The organism is Desulfosarcina ovata subsp. ovata (assembly GCF_009689005.1).
Lineage (GTDB): Bacteria > Desulfobacterota > Desulfobacteria > Desulfobacterales > Desulfosarcinaceae > Desulfosarcina > Desulfosarcina ovata.
Genome location: NZ_AP021879.1, coordinates 5,585,390 through 5,605,935 on the forward strand (window position 1 = coordinate 5,585,390; position 20,546 = coordinate 5,605,935).

18 protein-coding genes and 2 pseudogenes are annotated in these 20,546 nt (G+C 52.5%); 9 read left to right on the top strand and 11 right to left on the bottom strand.

Annotation, left to right across the window (positions count from 1 at the left end):
- Position 1: 1 nt before the first annotated feature.
- Positions 2 to 916, bottom strand: a complete 915-nt coding sequence (locus GN112_RS24505; RefSeq protein WP_162459101.1) for a transporter substrate-binding domain-containing protein — start codon at positions 914 to 916, stop codon at positions 2 to 4.
- Between the two features lie 299 nt (positions 917 to 1,215).
- Positions 1,216 to 1,599, bottom strand: a complete 384-nt coding sequence (locus GN112_RS24510; protein WP_231717126.1) for a hypothetical protein — start codon at positions 1,597 to 1,599, stop codon at positions 1,216 to 1,218.
- 632 nt (positions 1,600 to 2,231) lie between these two features.
- Here GN112_RS24510 and GN112_RS24515 point away from each other — a divergent pair.
- The 3 genes and pseudogenes from GN112_RS24515 to GN112_RS34545 form a co-directional block, all read left to right on the top strand.
- Entirely contained in the window at positions 2,232 to 2,675 is a 444-nt protein-coding gene (locus GN112_RS24515; protein WP_155312591.1) for a MarR family winged helix-turn-helix transcriptional regulator, read from the top strand.
- A gap of 120 nt (positions 2,676 to 2,795) precedes the next feature.
- Positions 2,796 to 3,026, top strand: a complete 231-nt coding sequence (locus GN112_RS24520; protein WP_155312592.1) for a hypothetical protein — start codon at positions 2,796 to 2,798, stop codon at positions 3,024 to 3,026.
- 228 nt (positions 3,027 to 3,254) lie between these two features.
- Positions 3,255 to 3,382: pseudogene (locus GN112_RS34545) on the top strand (ISAzo13-like element transposase-related protein); the annotation flags it as partial.
- A 39-nt stretch (positions 3,383 to 3,421) separates the two neighbouring features.
- Here GN112_RS34545 and GN112_RS24525 read toward each other — a convergent pair.
- From GN112_RS24525 to GN112_RS24540, 4 genes are all read right to left on the bottom strand, one after another.
- Positions 3,422 to 4,969 (bottom strand): methyl-accepting chemotaxis protein, encoded by a 1,548-nt coding sequence (locus GN112_RS24525; RefSeq protein WP_162459102.1) that lies wholly within the window; start codon positions 4,967 to 4,969, stop codon positions 3,422 to 3,424.
- Between the two features lie 399 nt (positions 4,970 to 5,368).
- Positions 5,369 to 6,106, bottom strand: a complete 738-nt coding sequence (locus tag GN112_RS24530) for a DMT family transporter (RefSeq protein WP_155312594.1) — start codon at positions 6,104 to 6,106, stop codon at positions 5,369 to 5,371.
- Between the two features lie 320 nt (positions 6,107 to 6,426).
- Positions 6,427 to 8,190, bottom strand: a complete 1,764-nt coding sequence (locus GN112_RS24535) for a chloride channel protein (protein WP_155312595.1) — start codon at positions 8,188 to 8,190, stop codon at positions 6,427 to 6,429.
- Between the two features lie 403 nt (positions 8,191 to 8,593).
- Entirely contained in the window at positions 8,594 to 9,529 is a 936-nt protein-coding gene (locus tag GN112_RS24540; protein ID WP_155312596.1) for a DMT family transporter, read from the bottom strand.
- Between the two features lie 437 nt (positions 9,530 to 9,966).
- Here GN112_RS24540 and GN112_RS24545 point away from each other — a divergent pair, with 437 nt between their 5' ends.
- Positions 9,967 to 11,361: an aminotransferase-like domain-containing protein gene (locus GN112_RS24545; RefSeq protein WP_155312597.1), complete on the top strand. Its 1,395-nt coding sequence runs from the start codon at positions 9,967 to 9,969 to the stop codon at positions 11,359 to 11,361.
- Between the two features lie 80 nt (positions 11,362 to 11,441).
- A pseudogene (locus GN112_RS35420) lies at positions 11,442 to 11,687 on the top strand (BrnA antitoxin family protein); the annotation flags it as partial.
- Between the two features lie 367 nt (positions 11,688 to 12,054).
- Here GN112_RS35420 and GN112_RS24555 read toward each other — a convergent pair.
- The 5 genes from GN112_RS24555 to GN112_RS24575 all read right to left on the bottom strand — a co-directional run bounded on the left by GN112_RS24555 (position 12,055) and on the right by GN112_RS24575 (position 15,891).
- A complete protein-coding gene (locus GN112_RS24555) occupies positions 12,055 to 12,915 on the bottom strand; it encodes a hypothetical protein (RefSeq protein WP_155312598.1) in 861 nt (286 codons plus the stop codon).
- Between the two features lie 143 nt (positions 12,916 to 13,058).
- Complete coding sequence (locus tag GN112_RS24560) at positions 13,059 to 13,574, bottom strand: hypothetical protein (RefSeq protein ID WP_155312599.1); 516 nt, start codon at positions 13,572 to 13,574, stop codon at positions 13,059 to 13,061.
- A 5-nt stretch (positions 13,575 to 13,579) separates the two neighbouring features.
- Positions 13,580 to 13,831 (bottom strand): hypothetical protein, encoded by a 252-nt coding sequence (locus tag GN112_RS24565; RefSeq protein ID WP_155312600.1) that lies wholly within the window; start codon positions 13,829 to 13,831, stop codon positions 13,580 to 13,582.
- A gap of 509 nt (positions 13,832 to 14,340) precedes the next feature.
- Positions 14,341 to 15,462, bottom strand: coding sequence for an ISAs1 family transposase (locus GN112_RS24570; protein WP_155312601.1), 1,122 nt, complete (start codon positions 15,460 to 15,462; stop codon positions 14,341 to 14,343).
- Between the two features lie 201 nt (positions 15,463 to 15,663).
- Positions 15,664 to 15,891 carry a hypothetical protein gene (locus tag GN112_RS24575; protein ID WP_155312602.1) on the bottom strand — a complete coding sequence of 76 codons (228 nt, stop codon included), beginning with the start codon at positions 15,889 to 15,891 and terminating at the stop codon, positions 15,664 to 15,666.
- Positions 15,892 to 16,269: 378 nt separating this feature from the next.
- Between GN112_RS24575 and GN112_RS24580 the strand changes: the two genes are divergently transcribed.
- The 4 genes from GN112_RS24580 to GN112_RS24595 all read left to right on the top strand — a co-directional run bounded on the left by GN112_RS24580 (position 16,270) and on the right by GN112_RS24595 (position 20,539).
- Positions 16,270 to 16,977 (top strand): ABC transporter ATP-binding protein, encoded by a 708-nt coding sequence (locus tag GN112_RS24580; protein WP_155312603.1) that lies wholly within the window; start codon positions 16,270 to 16,272, stop codon positions 16,975 to 16,977.
- Positions 16,970 to 18,220: an ABC transporter permease gene (locus GN112_RS24585; protein ID WP_155312604.1), complete on the top strand. Its 1,251-nt coding sequence runs from the start codon at positions 16,970 to 16,972 to the stop codon at positions 18,218 to 18,220. Before GN112_RS24580 ends, GN112_RS24585 begins: the two co-directional genes overlap by 8 nt.
- Positions 18,221 to 18,393: 173 nt before the next feature.
- The gene (locus tag GN112_RS24590) at positions 18,394 to 19,137 is read left to right on the top strand and encodes an outer membrane lipoprotein-sorting protein (RefSeq protein ID WP_155312605.1); all 744 of its coding nucleotides are present in this window, start codon (positions 18,394 to 18,396) and stop codon (positions 19,135 to 19,137) included.
- Between the two features lie 133 nt (positions 19,138 to 19,270).
- Positions 19,271 to 20,539 carry a hypothetical protein gene (locus GN112_RS24595; RefSeq protein ID WP_155314378.1) on the top strand — a complete coding sequence of 423 codons (1,269 nt, stop codon included), beginning with the start codon at positions 19,271 to 19,273 and terminating at the stop codon, positions 20,537 to 20,539.
- The last annotated feature ends 7 nt before the right edge of the window (positions 20,540 to 20,546 follow it).

A 20,546-nucleotide genomic window follows, 5' to 3' on the forward strand; every position in this document is an offset into this window, starting at 1 on the left:
ATCAGTCACCTCCGTAATAATCTTCGCTGATGGTGTAGCTTCGGGTAACGACCCTGGTGGTCACCGGCAGGTACCGCCCCAGGAAACGGGATACACTCCCATCTGACTTCAGTTCCAGATTGAATACAGCGAGCATGTTCAGCAGATCCTGGTTTCCCTTGCGCACCGCCATGCCGTAATAGTCGGGTTTAAACGGTGGATCGACAACCACCAGGCGGTACCGCGCATCCCGCATGTGCTCCTTCAGCCAGACCTTCAGGAAGATCTCATCATGAACCATCATGTCCGCATCACCGCTGAGTGTTGCCGCGGCGGCCGCTTCGTTGGTCGGATACGCCTTCACCGATGCCTGGGGAAAGTAACGGGGAACCGCTTGTTGGGGGGCTTTGCCTTCCGTCACGGCGATGACGAGCCGGTTCGCTTTTCCGTTTTTTTCGAGGATGGAGTAAATGGTCTGATGGTCTTTGGCGTCGCCGATTCCCAGTTTGGCGGCTCTGACTTTGTTCAACAGGATCGACAGGCCGGTTTCGAAATAGGGCACTGAAAAATCGACTCTTTTCGCACGATCGAAGGTAATGCTCATACCGGCGATAATGATATCGATTTCGTTTGCCTGGAGCATTGGAATCAGATCGGAAAAGGATTCGGGAACGACGAATTCGGCTTTTACGCCAAGTTTCTCGGCGAGCAGGTTGGCGATGTCGATATCCACGCCGACGCGCTTGCCATCCCGTTCAAAGGAAAATGGCTTAAAGTTCGGATTGACGCCGACTCTCAACACGTTGCTGCTCATCACCCGGGACAGCGTTGTTGCCCCTTCGTCCTGGTCCTGCGCCAGGCTTGTCGTTGATAGCATGAGGACAACCAGGACCCCCACTACCAGAGACTTCACTGCATAAAACCCGAAGTGTTGCATGTCTCCTCCTCTCTTATTATGATGGCATCTGACCGGCGGTCGTGCGATTGGCAGTCCGCCGAATAGTGACATTTTGAGTTGATACCGAACCGAACCGTCCGGAAAATACTCAGACGTCCCGGCTTATTTTAAATCTTGGAACAAACAGAAATCGAAAATAAGGTTAGTAACTAGATTTTTCTCAGCAGAAGCAATGCATTCAGAAAGGATAACGACAATCCATGCAAGTCAAGATCAATAGGGAAATGACAGCGGCTGAAAGGAAAATGTATCCAAAAGGTTCCTTCTTCTCTTTCTCCTCACTTTCTTTTTTTCGATTTTTCCAAATAATCGACGCCTTCCTCGTAAAGTTCCTTGAGCTTTGCTTCGATTGTTGTACACACTGTCTTGAGTACTTTGATACGGGCAAAATATTTATTGTTCGCCTCTATCAGGGTCCATGGGGCATAATCTGTACTGGTCCTATCCACCATATCTATAACCGCCAGTTCGTACTGCTCCCATTTTTCCCGATTACGCCAGTCTTCTTCCGTAATTTTGAACCGCTTGAAGCCGGTTTGCTCTCTGGCATGAAATCTTTTTCTAATTTTATTGCCCGGTCCAGGCTTTGCTCCAGGTCCGCATCCTTTGTTTTGCCATAGGCCCTGTTCAGCATTGGCAACTTCACAAATAGGGGACCACATTTTTTACCCTGCATGCTTATCCTACACAACATCCTTGAAAAACTCAAAAACGAATTTGCTCAATCCGGTATATGGCAGCAAGCTGGGAAATACGGCGGCCTTGGCCGTTCGATTCCAATCGCTGGCAAAGGAATACATCGTCAACTTGTATGGCCGCTACTGGAACGTCGTGGCCTATGAACATGAGGGGTACCTTATCCATCTTTTACTAATTTTGATGGTCTCGTAAAAAGTCGCCGGGTCGTCATGCCGGACTTGATCCGGCATCCAGAATGCCCAGAATGCACTGAAATTACTGGATAGCGCTAAAGCTTACTACGTGCCCGGCCTACGCCGGAATGACGCAAAACATGGATTTTTAACTTTTTACGAATCCGTCAATTTTGTTCGCCCAGGGTAACCGCATTTGGACGGTTTCCTGTTTTTCGCGGCCAAGGACCGCTCCTACACGTTCTTACATATGGCTGTTTAATGGGTTGCGTTGTAAGAGCTGGCCATGCCTGCGACAACGGTTTTCCATAGAGGTTGCCAAATGCGGTTACCCTGTTTGTTCGCCGGCAATTGGTTGACATCGCAACCAAATAGGGATATATTAGTTGCGATGTCAACCAATATATCAAAAAAGGGAATTCATGCAATTAAAAGGCAGAAGGACTCCGGCTCGTTTCATCACCTTGCTTTTCAGAATGTTCACGGTCTACCTGAATCAGGAAATGCCCAAGTTAAAAATTGGTACGGGACAGTATATTTTTTTAGCCGAGCTTTTTGATGAAGACGGCAGAAGCCAGGATGACTTGACCCGGTCCACCTATCTAAACAAGGCCAACACGGCAAGGGCGCTGAAAAAATTAGAAGACCTCGGGTACGTCCGGCGGGCCTCCGACAGCAACGACCACCGTGTCAAGCACGCATATTTGGAGCCGGCGGCAAGGGAAATCGAAGAGGAGTTCTGGAAGATTATCTTGAAGTGGAGCGAAATTCTCAGCCGGGATTTATCCAAGAAACGGCAGCAGCAGTTGTTAACCGATCTTGAAAAGATGGCGGATAATGCTTTTGCCTATTTGAAAAGATATTGAAACATTAAACAGAGGCAGGATAAAAATGGGAAAGGAGATGATAGATGTCAGAAAAATTAAAAATTTTGGCAATCAACGGTAGTCATCGATAGCAATAGTTTCCGGCGGATTATTGCCAATATGGACGGTTGCCAGAAAGGGGAATTCCTATTTCCGTCAGCCTTTTTAATCCAGGTGCAACCTGAATTGGCGACCAGCCAGCTTAATGCGCTGGCAAAGGCCGGACAAGAAATTGTCCTCAACGGTTTTATCAGCCCGGAAACCGTGAGTGCGGTCAATCAAGAGTATATCGATGATCCGGCTGCGATTATCGAAATGCAGAACCAGTTTTTTCAAGGGGGGAAAATATAACTCTTTGTTGGAAGATTAAAAATATTCGAATTCTGTATAAAAAACCAATGGAAAGGCATGTTAGGCGATTGGCGGAAAAGAATATACCCGGATGCGCATGATTTTCATTCGTATTCAAGGCGGGCTTTTTTACGCATAGTGGGGCTATGTGTGGAAACGCCCAACGCAGAAGACGGAGGAAAAGACAAGCAGGCGGGTATATGCTTTGACAGAAATCGCCTTATTGCGCGGCTTCTGATTCTCGCCGATTGTGGAGGCAGTAACGGTTATCGTACACGTCTTTGGAAAGATCGGCACTTTGTAGCCGATATAATCTTCGTGTGAAGGTTTGCCATTATCCTCCGGGGTCTTCTAAAAAGATTGAGTGATGGCCTCGTATTGATTCAAATGCCAACCTACAGTTTAAACCGCAACACCATCCCATTGAGGGTTTCCGCCAGGGTGGACAACTCACCGGCACTGCTATTCACCTGGTTGCTGCTGGTGGCGATCTGATCGGTCGACTGATTGACCTCGGTAATGGCGGCGTTGATGTTGGCCGCTTCGTTGGTCGCCTCTCCGACATTGCGGTTGACCTCTTCGAAACCGCTCGACACCTGAACAATATTGCTGACAATTTCTCGCGTGGCGGCGGATTGCTCTTCAACAGCAGTGGCAATTCCCGCGATCACATCGTTGACGTTGCCGATGACTGTCGACACTTCCTGAGTCTGGGAAATGGTAGTTCGGGTCGTATCCTGGATCGTATTGATCTTGAGTTTGATGTCCTGCGTCGCATCAGCAGTCTGACGCGCCAGTTCCTTGATCTCATTGGCCACGACAGCAAACCCTTTACCAGCCTCTCCGGCCCTGGCCGCCTCGATGGTGGCATTCAAGGCCAACAGATTAACCTGCTCGGAAATGTCGGTAATGGTTTCGATTACCTTACCGATGGAATCCGCCGCCGTCCCCAATTCGTTCATCAGCACGGTGGCCTGCTTGGTTTTCTCATTGGCATCTTCGGAGGTTGTTCGCGCCGTCTCCGCATTTTTCGAAATTTCATCGATGGTCGACGACATCTCTTCCGCTGCAGAGGCCACCAGGTTCGCATTAGTGGACGACTGTTCCATGGCAGCGGCCACGGCGGTCATTTTTTCGTTCATGACACCTGCGGCGGCGGTTACGTCTTCTGATTGACGCGATGTTTGTTTGGTATCGTCCGTCATCTGGACAGAGATGGAAGAAAGCTCCGTCGACGCCGAGGAAAGGGTCTCGACGCCCTGCTTGATCTCTCTGAGCATTTCACCCAGATCACTGTTCATTTGATTCAACGAGTCGCCCATCTCACCCAACTCATCTCTATTCTGGATGGCAAGCTTGCGGGTCAGATCCCCTTGGGCAAGGCCATGGGCAAAGGCAACCGTTGATTTGAGGGGTGCGGTAATCGCCCGGATCACAAAAAAGGTCATGGCCGCCAGGACGATCATGATCAACACCCCGATACCGATAAAGATCTTGACGATAGTCGCTTTCAGGTAGGCGGCCAGGCCATCCAATACGCCCTGATAGTCATCCACAGCCTGGTGTTGTTTTTTGTCGGTCGCATCTATTTCACTCAGAATACGTGTCTTTTCGGCATCAGAGACGGCGAGGTGAAGCGCTTTGGTCAGTTCGTGCTTCTTCACACTATTCGCGTGGGCTTCATCGGTGTACTTTGCAATCTGGGTAAGTTGGGGCTTGCCTTTCAATTTCAGGAACAAGGCGGCGATTTTGGGGGTAGATGGATGAACGGTACCATACATCCGTTTGTATTCGGCTACGATCGCATCAACATTGTCGTGTATCTGCATCAGTCGATAAACCCCTCCGGGCACGTTATCGAAGGCAATCACCTCCTCGGCAAGTTCGTTGTACTTCTCCCAATCAACCGGTTTGTTGGTTCTGGCCCAGACTTCGCCAGCCATCGAAGCTCTATAAACGACAAGCCGGTATTCACTCCCAGCGCCTGACAGCTGACTGATATCGCCGACCTGGCCAAAAAATACAAGACTGAGGCCGATGATAACACTCATTCCAACCAACGCAAATGCGCTGATTAACGTAACTTTCTTCCCGATGGTAATTCTTTTTAGACTCCACATGCAGATCATCCCTATTCGCTTGGTTCATTTTGTTAATCATGTCTACAGAAAGAAAAAACAGCCTTCAATTGCGCTATACCTAACCTGGCCAAGCCAGAATCAAACGGATTTTAAAAAACGGGTTTTAACTTTAAAAAGTTGAATGTGCGTTCGGATCCTTGTGAACGCCTTATTCATAGTAATGATACTAACGTTACGTATCGTCCCTGGCGAACTTAATCTTTAGAACAAATTTTCCTTATTGGAAGCAACGAAGCGTACTTGCGAACCTGGAAAGGTGACCTTGGCAGGGGTGATGGGGGTGGTGGTCAATTCCTCTCTGATCAGGACATGGGCGATGCTCCAGAGCAGCGGGACGCCCAGGGCCGCCAAAAACCAGACCGATATTCCTGCAAGCCGCCAGGTGCCGCCAGTGCCGAGATAATACAGATCCAGTACCAGTCCCAGGGTCAGGGCCAGTTCAAGGAAGGATTTACCCTGGCGGATCAGGACCATCTCCACCAGGATGGCAAACAGGGGATAGGTCTGAATGGCAATCGACGCACTCACCGCCCCGGCCTTTTCCATGGACAGCACATAGCACCAGGTGGCCAGGCCGAACATAATGCCGGTGGCAACTGCCACTGCCGCCACACGCCCCCGCTCCCGGGAGCATCCCCCCCCCATACCGAAGAGCTCCCGCCTGCCCGATATCAGCTCGTGAAGGACTTGGCGGATCTGTCCCGGCCCGGCAGCGGCCCCATAGGCCTCTCCCGGAATCTGCCCTTTCTCGGTGTGTCCGGCCGGTACCTGTCCCGCACCCTGGCGGAGCTGTCGGGAGCCCCGGAACTCAGCGCCTTCCTCGACCACCAGAGCGAGAAGGGCCTTGTCCATCATCTCCACGGGGGATGCGACTGGCTGGCCCGCACCGGGGTGAAGGCAGATCCCGACGAAATTGTTATCACCTGCGGGGCCCAGCACGGCACGCTGGTGACGCTCATGGCCGTAGCTGCCCCAAGGGCTTAGCCCCTGATCTCCAGGGCTTTCATATCTGGCTCACCCTGCCATTCGCCTGGGGGACGGAAGGCTTTTGTTCAGCGGCGCAAAGCCAGGGCGTCCTGGTGACGGACGGGAGTGCATTTGCAGTGGGGGGACGGACGCAGCCCAATGCCGTCCGCATTAGCCTGGGATGCGAGCCTTCCCGGAAGCGGGTGGAACAGGGGCTTAAACTTCTGGCGGGGCTTCTGACCTCCCCCGGGGCGGGGCGGTCTTTGGTAATCTGACCCCAGGGTCATGGCATCCTACCGGCGTTGGTTTCGAAAAATATGGGTTTTCAAGACCTTCTCATTGTAGGCCAGGATCAGATTGCTTTTTTTCAGAATACCAAGCACCTTTTTTCTGTTGACGGGATCCACGACCGGCAGGGTCGATATGTGTTTGCCTTCGAAGGCTTCGAAAGCGGTTTCGAGTGTGTCGGCGGGAACGAGGCAGTGCACGTTTTGCGTCATGATGTCGGCCGCCACAACGATGGTGGACAAATCCGCCATGTCCGACAGGCAGTATTTTAAATCGCGCATGGATAACATCCCCACCAGCTCATCCCCGTCGTTCAGAACCACAAAGTGCGGGTAGGTGCTTTCACGTGCTTTGGCAATCAAATCCAGCAGACCGGTGCCCACTCCGATGCGCTCGTAGGCCCTGTCCATGTATTCGGTCACATGGATGGACCGCAGCAGGTTGACATCGTGACCGCGGACAATTTTTATTCCTTTTTTTAGCAGTTTGGTTTCGTAGATGGAATTGCCGTAGAATTTCTTGACGACAATCAGACTGGTGATGCAACTTGTTATCAACGGGAGGATGATTTCGAAATTGTAGGTCAGTTCAAAAATGGTAAAAATGGCCGTAATCGGCGCCATGGTGACCCCACTGACAATGGCCCCCATGCCGACCAGGCCGTAGGCGGGATAGGCCGCAGACCATTCCGGGAACAGGTGGTTCACGGCAACGCCAAAAATTCCCCCCAGCAGCGCCCCCAATACCAGCGAAGGTGCGAAAATCCCACCTGAAAAACCACCCCCGATGGAAAAGGAGGTGGCCGCGAGCTTACAGACCAGAACTACCGCAATGATGTCGAGGGCCATCTTCCCGGTCAGAATCAGGTTGACCGACTGATACCCCACACCGAGAACATGGGGGACCTTGACGGCCAGTAATCCCACGATAAGCCCGCCAACGGCAGGTTGCAGACCGCTCGGAATTCTGAACCGGTTCAACGTGTCTTCAACAATGGAAATCGATTTAATGAAGGCGATGGATACGAAACCGGCTATAATGCCGAGCAAACCATAAAGCAGGATCTCCCAGTAGCTGACCAGCGTGTACGGGGGGATGTCGAAGGCCGGAAGATTCCCCAGGAACTGATGCGAAACCACGGTCGCCGCTACCGCTGAAATCGCAATGTGGCTCAGATAACTGATCTCGAAATCGACCAGAATAATTTCCACGGCAAACAGCATGCCGGCCATGGGGGCATTGAAGGTTGCGGCAATCCCGGCCGCCGCGCCACAGGCCAGGAAAACGGACCGCCATTCAGAAGAAAGACGGACCAGCTGGGCGACGGAAGAACCGACCGAGGCGCCAATGTGCACAATGGGGCCTTCCCTGCCGACGGAAGCACCGGAGCCGATGGAAACAACAGTCGACAGTATTTTGTAGAACGTCGTGCGGTGACGGATAATCCCCTGCTTCGAGGCGACGGCATGGATGACTTCAGGGACACCGGCGCCCCGGGTTTCCGGCGCCAATTTGGAAACGATCGGGCCAACGAGCAGCCCCCCGGACAGCGGGATGAGAATGACGGCGATCCACGGCAACTGAGTCGCACCGCCGATGATGTCGAGAGGATCGTACCAGCAGAGCCGGGAAGCGACCAGCAGCAGATAGCGGAACCCCACCGCCAGAAAACCGGTCAGAACACCGATCAGAACGGCGACGATCAGCAATGGAATCAGTGTTTCATGATCTGATTGGAGCCGCCACTTGATACCGGGTATATCTTCCATCTGCTCAACCTGACGGTGTGACCGGAATTCATTTCAAAGGCCTTTTCAATTCCGGCGGTTTTCATTCGGGTGCCTGCCATGACGATCGTGTGCGTTTTCCTTTGGAACAGCAAGTGTAATGCCATACCGGTGGGATTTTTATCATACGGAATTTGAACTTTACTGTATCTTCGGCATTGATGCCCCAAGGCTGACTGCTTAACTGCGCTACGGACCGCCGTTTGTTTATTTCTCACATCGTAAAAAAATCTTTCACTTTGTAAAAAAAGGCGACAGCATTCAACAAAATGAAGTGAGGCTATTGCTGGTTACATAACAGAGCCTCCATATGGGGTATCGGGGGATGTTTTTAGAAGATTATATAGAGCCGTTAAACGCACGGTCTTTCGGTGTATAGACGACCTTACCGGGCCCTGTTCCTGGCGGCGCCCGCCGCCAGCAAAGCCCCTACACATCCGGCCGCAATAAAAAAGGCCGTAACCTGGTACCGCTGAATTTTGTCTCCCAGGAAAAGGGCCGCCAGCACCATGGTTACGGCCGGCCAAGGCGTTGTAACGGCACTGGCCAGGGAGATGTTAATGTGGCGGACCGCATAGAACCAAACCAAAAGCTCCAGGTAGTAAAGACATCCCATGGCTGCGGCATAGGGCATGGTGTCAATAAAACGCCCGCCGTCACCGGTGCCGCCCATGACCGCCCCCAAAAAGACAGCCGAGAGCAGAACCCTGAAGAAGGTGACCTGGGCAGGGGTGATGGGGGTGGTGGTCAATTCCTCTCTGATCAGGACATGGGCGATGCTCCAGAGCAGCGGGACGCCCAGGGCCGCCAAAAACCAGACCGATATTCCTGCAAGCTGCCAGGTGCCGCCGGTGCCGAGATAATACAGATCCAGTACCAGCCCCAGGGTCAGGGCCAGTTCAAGGAAGGATTTGCCCTGGCGGATCAGGACCATCTCCACCAGGATGGCAAACAGGGGATAGGTCTGAATGGCAATGGACGCACTCACCGCCCCGGCCTTTTCCATGGACAGCACATAGCACCACGTGGCCAGGCCGAACATAATGCCGGTGACAACGGCCACTGCCGCCACACGCCCCCGCTCCCGGGAGCCTCCCCCCATATCGAAGAGTCCCCGCCTGCCCGATATCAGCTCGTGGATGAATAGGGGCAGAGAAAAGATCAGCTGCCACACCGAGAGAAAAAAGGCAAAGGCCAGGGCGGAAGTTCCCGGGGGACGGCTGTTGGAGACAACAGGCAAGGTGCCGAGAATGATGAGACAAACAAAGGCAAAGGTCACGCCGGTGCCGGTATTGGATCGGTTTGGGTGGGAGGAGATCATAAATGCTTTCTGTGGTTTTCTAAGAGCCTGTTTGAGAAGTCTGGATCAGGCCCGATAACAAGGCGGAAAGTGACTCAAAAGCGGAGCATATATGTAATATGTGAGCATTTTGAGATACTTTCCAACGCCGTTAGCGGGCTTTAGACGGATTTATCAAACGGGCTCTAAGGGTGAGTCCGGTGTCAGCCCCCCTGCAATGGAGGCAGGGTTCCCGCATTTGGAACTTAATGGAAACAGATAGGGTCGCAGGCATGGCCAGCTCTTACAAAAACCATGCTTGACGAAGCCATTGATGCCTGTAAGAGCGGGCCATGCCCGCGAAGAACTGCAAATCGATCCAAATGCGGTTACCCTGGCAATGGGGGTTGATTTGAATTATTCAATGCAATACGTTGTTTGCATCAATAATTTTTCAGATCAATAGGAATATTGCACTGATGGCAATTTACACCCCTAAGCTTTCTGGCCGGGCCGGCCCCAAATACCGGCAGATCGTCGATGCCATAACCGACGACATATCCGCGGGAACCCTTGCCCCCGGCACCCGGCTGCCGCCCCACAGGATACTGGCCTATGAACTGGGGATCTCCCCCAACACCACGGCCCGGGCCTATGCCGAATGCGCGGAGCGGGGGCTGCTCCACGGGGAAGTGGGGCGGGGAACCTATGTCCGCCTGGCCCGGTCCCCGGCTGCCGGGAAGGACCTGGCGGATCTGTCCCGGCCCGGCAGCGGCCCCATAGACCTCTCCCGGAATCTGCCCTTTCCCAGTGTGTCCGGCCGGTACCTGTCCCGCACCCTTGCGGAGCTGTCGGGATCCCCGGAACTCAGCGCCTTCCTCGACCACCAGAGCGAAAAGGGCCTTGTCCATCATCTCCACGGGGGATGCGACTGGCTGGCCCGCACCGGGGTGAAGGCAGATCCGGACGAAATTGTCATCACCTGCGGGGCCCAGCACGGCACGCTGGTGACGCTCATGGCCGTTACCCGCCCGGGAGATCTTCTGCTCACCGAATCCCTGACCTATGCCCCGGTTTGCGCCATCGCTCAAAGCCTTGGCCTTAGGGTTCATCCCGTGGCCATGGACGGGAACGGATTACTTCCCAAATCTTTGGAAACCGTCTGCCGCAGCCGGAAAGCCCGTGCCCTCTACCTGACCCCCACCCTTCAAACACCGACCACGGTGACCCTGGATGAGGACCGGCGCCAGACCCTTGTCCAGATTGCAGAAAAGCATAACCTGATCATTATCGAAGACGACGTTTACGGCCTGCTCCGGCCGGAGGGCCCAACTCGCCTTTCTGCCCTGGCCTCGGATCGCACCATTTATATCAGCAGTTGCTCCAAGGGCTTGGCCCCTGGGCTGCGGGTGGCATTCCTGCGGGCACCAAAGGATCTGATGCCTGCCCTGCGCCGGGCCGTGACCCTAAGCTGCTGGATGCCCCCACCCCTGATGGTTGAGGTCGCCTACCGCTGGATCGCCGACGGCACGGCCGATAAGCTGATTCGGGACCAGCAGGTCGAGGCAACCCAGCGCCAGACCATGGCCAAGACCATCCTGGCCGGACAAACCATGTCCGCTGATCTCCAGGGTTTTCATATCTGGCTCACCCTGCCATCCGCCTGGCGGACGGAAGGCTTTTGTTCAGCGGCGCAAAGCCAGGGCGTTCTGGTGACGAACGGGGGTGCATTTGCAGTGGGGGGACGGACACAACCCAATGCGGTCCGCATTAGCCTGGGATGTGAGCCTTCCCGGGAGCGGTTGGAACAGGGGCTTAAACTTCTGGCGGGGCTTCTGACCGCCCCCGGGTCGGGGCGGTCTTTGGTAATCTGATCCCAGGTTCATGAAGATAAATGACAGCGGCGGAAAAGGAAAGGTATCTAAAATGAAAAAAAAGAAAATCCCCCAAATTTAAAAATGAAGCCGAAGAGCGTCTTTTTTGGCAACATAATGACGCTTCTGACTATATTGACTGGTCCGACGCCGAAGATGTTGTTTTTTCACGGTTAAAACCTTCAACGCGTACAATTTCCATCCGACTTCCGGAATCAATGATCGAAGAATTGAAATTACTGGCGAATAAGCGTGATGTCCCCTACCAGTCTCTATTGAAGATTTTTCTGTCTGAAAGAATCGACTCCGAATTACACCATATCTGAAATACCGGAATGCCTCCGAGCAAAAAAAGTCGCCTGGAAACGGGCCAAGTTTATGGGAGAAAAGCTAAAGATCGTTTCCTAAGATCGAGGCCAGTCGATTTCCTTAAACCGCCATTTTCGACCTTAAAAACATCGGTTTAAGACCAAAAAACGGCTCTGTTTTTGGTCTTACATCGCGCCAATTAAGCATCCTGCTTGGGCGACCCCAGTTTTCATACAGTTTTCCGCCAGTTTTCACCAGTTTTCATTCTCAGGTTTAATAGCGAGACTCTCTACAGCTCGGTGGATCTGGAATCGAATTTCCGAATTGGTCGCTTCATTGGGCATAGCCGCCTGGTTACACTGCCTGAACTGATATTTGTACATTCTAATGACGACTGTTTCTTTTAAGCCAATACATTCTTGAATCGATAGCATTTATTGCACCAGTTCGGTTCTTGTTTGAAAACTCGTGTTTACGAACATCTTCAAGTATAACGAGATCGTGTACACCTTTCAGTTGCTTTCGAATTTGTGGAACAGTTAGTGCGTCTATATCAAAAGGGGAGACTGGCACACTGCCTACCATTTCCTTATATACAGTGGCAAGATCGTGTGCCCCTTCCACTGGCAATTGAAATAGGAGACGTTTCCATGGTATTTCTGTGCCGATCTCAATGCTTCTACGAGCAATTCCATCTAACAGCTTATACTGTGCATTCGTTGCTGTTTGCCTCAATTGTTCCCTTAAAATTGGCCGATCCTGACCAAGAAAGCCGTATGCTGCTAAGAGAGAGCTAAGGCCGGTTATAAGGCAAGCATCGCGGATCGCTTCAGCAGTGCCCTCCAAGTCGCCGAACTGAACTCGGTGAATCCCAACTTCCAACGGAATCAGAATGGATTGCACAAGTTCAGTCCTCAGACGCTCGTCAACGTCCTGGTGGACAAGAAGATTCTCGAGGACTTTCACGTGAGCCTGTACATCGCGGACCGATTCACGAAGATTCTCAGTCTTAAGCGCAATGACGATTTCTTTTGTTTGACTTTGTAACATGTCGGATAATTGTAGTATTGCATTGTTGATTGCTCCACGGAGGAATTCCCTATCCGATAGCCGGTCCTTCTTGATGTGCATGACAAGAGAAGTCTCAATCCCATCCGTTTTGTCAGTACGCTTGATTAGAGCGGCAGTAATGCTACCTGCAGTTGTTAGAGCAGCCGCAAGGATCATTCCGGTGGCTGGATCCATAATTCTATCATCCCTTTCGGTTAAATACGTTAACATTTAGCCGTAAAAGCAGCTCTATGGCCGTGTACGTTGCAAATAACCGGATGGCAAAAATCGCAGAGCGAAGCTGCGCCGCTTTTGCCAGTCCGAGTTAATTTGCCTTGTTAGATTACATCTGATGCATGCCACTGCTCCAGCAGTTCTTTTGCTTTTTTATCGATGTATTCCTCAGGAACGCCATGCTCCTTTACGTGAGTTTCAGAGAGGATGCCAATTTCCCGCAAGAGTGAGAGCGATTCCTCTGCCATTTTATCAATCCGGGCTAAAAGTCGTTGCATTTTCAGAGCGCTGTGAATTGCACCCCTACTGTCAGCTCGTGAACGGTGAACCAACCAATTGCGCTCTGACAAAAGATTGGTAAAACGGCTCTCAAGCTCGGCACTTAATAACCCTGCTTTCGAGACCTTGTTAATAGTTGCACCAAACGTTTTTTTCTTTGCCTTTTCATCAAGAGCGTTTCCGGCAAACAGTCCCATTCCTTTTTTGGCCTGCACCACCAAAACAAAATACTGAGCGGTTACGCCCTCCAGCTCTTGAATTTGCCATAATGCAAATCCGATGCGTTGTGTAATTGCGGCAAGTCGATCTGCTTTCTCTATCTGTTGCCTAAGTTCTTCCATGCAATCTAAACCAGTTCCCATTTTCTTATAGCGTGATTATAAAATATTATTCCCTTACGTTTTAGGCCTTGTTCTGCACTCCGAGCTAAGTGGTCCCATTCAGGATGACCGGAATTATCATTAACATGTGGGCAAGGAATTGAATCATCACAATATTCAGGAAATAAACCTTTTAATTCACGAGCAATATCTCTATGAGCCTTGGGACCAGACCTCAAAAGCTTTGGTATTTCTAAATAAAATAAGGGGCTATCCATTTAATTAGCCCTTATGTTTATTAACGAATTGATTTTATGGTGTTTATTAGAAAAGCAAGCCTCAATATAGATATATGAAAAATATCATGTTAAATCAGTATGTAAAATTTCCTATAGGCCAGTGAAGTAGATAGCCCCTATAAAATATTTTGATAAGGTGTAGGCATAGAGGAACTCCTTTTCATTCAATTGCCAATCTAACGGCCCGCGGATCACCTGCAAGGTCTGGGGGTGAGCCCAAAGGGATCATGCCCAGACCTTGACAGGTGGCTCCGCTTGCTGTTAGGCGCTTCGCTCCGGGCAACAAGAGGATGAAATCCGCGGGGCCTTGTTGACCTGCGCGAAGCGTCCGTCAACAACCAGTTAAGATAAAACTGTGTATCATTAAATTTGTGATGTTATACTGAAAGAATCTAATTGGAACAGGGTCGAACTATTGAGATATAGCTTGCATCGGTTGGAGTGTCAATTGTTGTGGCAGATAGGTTCAGGGTAACCGCATTTATAAATTATCCTGCTGCCAGGATCGTCGATAGGTAGTTTTCGTCCCAACCAGCCCTGAGTCGTTTACACTTGATGCTTTTTTTCAGAGATGTTTCCTTTTTGATCAGGTTTAATGCAATATGCCGTAATACAGCGAAATTATCGGGTGCATTGCCCTTACGAATTCTGGATCCATCTTCATTAAAGGATACATCCAAAATCCAATGAAGGCTGTTTTCGATTCCCCAGTGGCTGCGGATGGCGTTTGAATATTTCTCGGCGTTATTGGCGAGGCTGCCAATGTAATAACTCGTCTCATTCTCGGTTCTGTCGGCAAACCGCCTTTCACGCTCTACCATGCAAATCGTCTCCAGATTCCGCCAGTTTTCTTTTCCCTGAAGCCAAGTGATATCCGATGATGTCCAATATTTTCGGATTTCAATTCTACCATGCTCGCCATCAATGGTCTCATGATAACCAAACGCGGCGTCTTTAAATTCATTCTGCTTGAGATCTTGAAAATACGCTTGGACATCATCGTGTAAATGCCCATGGTTCCCTTTTAAAGAAAGAACGTAGTCTGCTTCTTTTTCAATAATCGTTTCGCAAATTCTTTTCTGGCATCCCATGGCATCGATGGTCACAATGCAACCCTTGATCTCAAGCATTTTCAGAAGTTCCGGGATGGCAGTAATCTCGTTTGACTTTTCCTCTGTTTTGACTTGCCCGAGAACAATCCCATTTGCACACGCCCAGGCGCTGACCATATGGATGGCCGCTTTTCCGTTGCTTTTGTCATGGGACCGGCGCAATGTTTTTCCGTCAACGGCGATCACCTCTCCTTTTGCTAACTGGCTGATGGCTTTTACCCACTGCATAAAACAGGCTTTGAATTCCTTAGGGTCGATTATGGTGAATACCCGTTCAAACGTATCCGCAGATGGAATTCCGTGTGGAAGCTCTAAAAACCGCTTGAACCAGTCATATTTTGCGTGGCCAAATTCGGCGATATGTTCAAATCCCTCGGCATTACAAATGACCGCACATATTGCAATTGTGATGATATCGATAAGTTTGTGGCGGCGGTTATACCTCCTATGGTCAGTAAGATTGGCAAAATATTTTGGGATAGATAGACATTTATTCATGTGCCCTCCTATTAAATTATTAATAATTTCAATAGGTAGCACATTTCACAACAAATGTCTAGATATTTTTAATTATTTCAATGTGTTATATATGAGTGAGGGATTTCAGCCTGTTTCTGCTGCCATGATCCCGTAGAAACAATTATAAATGCGGTTCCCCTGCAGATAGGTTTCTGACCATCAGCCGGAAAGTCAGTACCATTAAAGACACAAACTGCTCATCCGAAATCCTGCCTTGAACCGCTCCAGATCCGAAAAATCGATGTCATGGCCCTTCAGGATGCCCTGCAGCTTGAGCACCTTTTGGGGCTTGATCTTTTTTTGATACCGCATGAAATCGACAAAATCGGCAATTGATGCCAGGTCCTTTGCGGAAAGCCCCGCCAGTTTGTTGTAAATGTCGTGTTTGGTAAGCGCGGCCGTGTTCATTGTCCAACCTCTCTAAAGGGGCTTGGTTCCAACTTCGTCCACTTACCCCCTCGTTCCCACGCTCTGCGTGGGAATGCTTGGCCGTATACGTTCCCACGCAGAGCGTGGGAACGAGAGGTAATATATTGCAGGGTAACCGCATTTGGACTGTTTCCTATTTTTCGCGGTCAAGGACCGCTCCTACACGTTCTTACGATATGGCTGTTTAATGGGTTGCGTTGTAAGAGCTGGCCATGCCTGCGACAACTGTTTTCCATGGAGGTTACCAAATGCGGTTACCCTGCAATATAATGGGCTTAAGCTTGAAAAACAGGACCATTCGGGTTATCCTCGATTTCATCCAATTTCTGTCTGTTTCCCAAGTAGAGAGTTCATACCATGAACATTGTTTCTTTCGAACAGGTTTCCAAAAGCTATCGCATGGGCGAGGTGGAGGTAGCCGCCCTGAGCCAGGTGAGCTTGCGGATTTCTAAAGGCGCCTTTGCGGCGCTCGTGGGGCCTTCGGGCAGCGGAAAAACCACCGCACTCAACCTGATCGGTTGTCTGGACCTCCCCACCACCGGCGAGGTGATCGTGGCGGGCCAGCCGGTCAGCCGCCTGGATCGTCGCCGGGGCGCACAGTTCCGGGGAAATAAACTGGGGTTCGTCTTTCAGGACTTCAGTCTCCTGCCGGTGCTCACGGTATTCGAAAATGTGGAGTATCCCCTGCTGATGATTCGCGATATGCCCAAGGCGCAACGCCGGCCGGCGGTCGAGCGCGTACTGGAGGCGGTCGGCATGGCCGATCAGGCTCGCAAATACCCGGCGCAGCTTTCCGGTGGCCAGAAGCAGCGGGTGGCCATCGCCCGCGCCCTGGTGGGCAACCCGGAGCTGGTCCTGGCGGACGAACCCACGGCCAATCTGGACGGCGCCACGGCCCAGCGGGTGATGGCCCTAATGAAACGCATGCGCGAAGAATTCGGCACCACCTTCGTCTTTTCCACCCACGATCCCCGGATCATGGATCAGGCCGATGTGACTTTCTATCTGGAAGACGGAAGGCTTCTGGACAAACCACCGGCATACGGGGAGGGTCGCCATGCTTAAAATCCTGAGTCTGGCACTGAAAAACCTGCTGCGGAACAAACGTCGCACATTGCTCACCGGCATGCTGATCGTCGTCGGTATTGTGGCGGTGATCGTATTCGCCGGGCTGAGCGAATCCTTCAAGCGGGCCATCGTGGGGCAGATCACCGATTCCATGCTGAGCCATCTGCAGATCCACCGCAAGGGCTACATGTCCAGTGTGGACAACCTGCCGCTGGACCGCATGCTAACGGCCAAAGCCTATGCGAAACTGTCCGCCATCCTGATCGAAAACCCCGGGATCGAGGCTTTCTCCCCGCGAATCAAATTCGGCGCCATGCTGAGCAATTACGCCCAGACCACCAATGTGCGGCTCAACGGTATCGACCCGCAAAAAGAGCAGGCCACCGCGCCGCTGCTGATTTCGCGCATCCGCGATACCGCCCATGGGGATCTTTTGGTGGCCCCCGGCGAAGTCCTGCTGCCCGAGGCCCTGGCCAAAGGCATGGGTGTCGGCGCCGGTGATACCGTGGTGCTGGTGGCCAACAACAAGGACGGATCGGTCAACGGAATGACCTTCAAGGTGGCCGGGCTGGTCGAGAACCTCATGGGGCCGGGCGGCCGGGACGGGTACCTGCATATCGACGATGCCGCCGCCCTGCTGCGCATGGAAACGCGTGAAATCAGCGAAGTCGCCGTACGGGTGAACGATTTTGACCGGATCGAAGCGGTGGCCGCGGCCTTGCGAGGCATTCTCGACCCCATGACCAACCCGCAGAACAAACCCATGTTCGAACTGCACACGTGGCAGCAGTTGACGCCGTTTTACAACGTGGTGCGCATGATCAATATCATGACCTTGGGTGTCCGGACGATCCTGATCGCCGTGGTGCTGATCAGCGTGCTCAACGTGATGATGATGAGTGTCTACGAACGCGTGCGCGAGATTGGCACACTGGCCGCCATGGGCACCCCGCCGGGACGAATTCTGGGCCTGTTCGTGGCCGAGGGGTTCTGCCTGGGGCTCTTCAGCGCCCTGGCCGGCGCGGTCATCGGTCTGCTGATTCTCTGGATTCTGAATCTCAAAGGGGTGGCCGTCACCTTCGGCGGCGCCAACCAGGTTTTTACCCTGGCGCCCAGTGTTTCTCCGGGCGAGCTGACGTCGGCCTGTCTCATCGTTGTGGGCGTTTCGATCCTGGCCAGCCTGCAGCCGGCCGCCAAGGCGTCCAGGCTGGCGCCGGTGGATGCCTTGCGCCATATATAGTGTCCATCCAGAAATGCCCAATTTGCTCGATATCGGCGTTGCGCGAAAAGTTTTATCCTCGGAATATCAACCATATGCCTCCGGTAAAACCCGAGCTAAAATTGGTCGGGCGCCTTGATCTCGACCAAATTTGCCTATTTCTGGATAGACACTATCCAATAAGGGAGTTTCCAATGAAAATAGCCTTGAACACGGCGGTGGTCCTGATGCTCTGCATGCTGGCTGGTGCCGCCTGGGGGGAACCGTTGAGCGGTACCGAGATCCTTGCCCAGGTGGACCAAAACCTCCAGCCAAACGACCTTGAAATGTACCGCAAAATCATCAACATCGAACCGGACGGCAGCCGGAAGGAGTTCGTGCTCTGGTTCCTCAAAAAGGACCAGGACAAAATCGTGACCCTGTTTGTCTCCCCGGCCAGTGAGGCGGGGCGTGCCACCCTGCGACTGGGCGACAACATGTGGCTCTACATTCCCAATGTGGGCCGGCCGATCCGCATCACCAGCATGCAGACGATTGTGGGCGGCATCTTCAACAACGCCGATATCATGCGGCTGGACTACAGTGTCGAGTACGACGTCACGGCCTTGCAGGAAGACCAGGGCCAGTATCTGCTGGAGCTGAAAGCCAAGACCGGCGCGGTTGCCTATGACCGGCTGAAGATGTGGGTGCTCAAGGAGGAACGGGTGCCCACGCGCATCGATTGCTTCGCGGCCACGGGCATGCTCATCAAAACCCTGCATTTCAAGGAGATCAAGGATATCGGGGACGGTGTCAGGCGCCCGTCGGTGATGGAGACCGACAGCCCGCTGCATAAGGGGTATCGCTCGGTCATGATTTTTGCTAACCTGAAGAAACGCCGCCTGGCGGATGAAGTTTTTACCCTCAACTACCTGCCCCGGATTAAGGATCTGCGCTAACTTGGAATTGTCTATCGACTTTAAGATAGTATTCTTGGACGGCGTTATCGGTCGTCGCAGGACTGCCATACGGATTCCTCCCTCTATCCTTGCGAAAAACATTATCTCAAAATCGATCTTGGTATTATTGGTGATGGCTGCCTGTTGCGGCACGGTCACCGCCGGTGAGTATGACTTCACCATTCCGGAGGCGCGGCCGAAACCCTACGAGCTGGGCGCCCGGCTGGAGGCCCGCACCATCTACCATCGGTTCGATGAAACTTCGGCCCGCTATCGCCTGATCCGGTTTCAGGATGATCCCGGCAGCGATGCCCACGACTGGCACCTGTCGGCGGAGCTTTCGGGCAGGTTCCGAACCGGTATGCTGCAGGCTGTCTTGCTGACCCATCACGAATTCGCCGACACGTACACGGAAAACGAATGGATCAACAAGATTTACGAGGGGTACGTGTCGCTGACGCCCACCCCGCACCTGACCCTCGATGCGGGCAAAAAACTGGTGCTGTGGGGCAAGGGCTACGCCTGGAACCCGGTCGGCTTTATCAATCCGCCCAAGGATCCCGACGACCCGACCCTGAGCCTGGAGGGGAACACCTTCGCGGGGGTCGACCTGATCAAGAGCTTCACCACAGGCGGGCTGGCCAACATTGGGTTGACCGCCATGCTGCTGCCGGTCATCGAGGACTGGACCAATGAGGACTTCGGCGACGACGGCGATCTGAACGCCGCCGTCAAGCTTTACCTGCTCTGGCATGACACCGACCTTGATTTCATCTGCTACGACGGGCCGTCCCAACCATTAAGCCTGGGCTTCGATTTTGCCAGGAACCTGGCCGAAAACGTGGAGGTGCATGGTGAGCTGGCCTATCGGCGGGATGTCGCCCACGTCGTCATCGACGCGGATGGCCCATCGACCGCGAGCAGGGAAGATCAGGTCAGCTGTCTGATCGGAATGCGCTATCTCAATGCCCGGGACACCACTTTCATTGCCGAATATTACCACAACGGCGGCGGATATGACCGCGACGAAATGGAAGCTTTTTTCGCCTACCAGGAGGCGGCCTTCGACCACTGGCAGACCACTGGTGACAGATCTTCAATGCAACGCGCCGGCCGGCTTGCAGGCCCGGTCTATCAGCAGCGCAATATGGGTAAGGATTACTTCTATCTCAAGATTTCGCAGAAAGAACCGTTCGATATTCTCTACTTCACCCCCTGGATAACGTCGATGATCAACCTGCAGGATTTCAGTTTCAACCTTCAGCCCGGCCTGACCTGGACGCCGGTGACCAACCTGGAACTCAATTGCCGGGTGGGTATTCCCGTGGGCCCGTCACGGACCGAATTCGGTGAGAAGCCGGACAAGTTGCGGCCGGAAGCCTGGGTGCGTTATTACTTCTGAGGAGCAG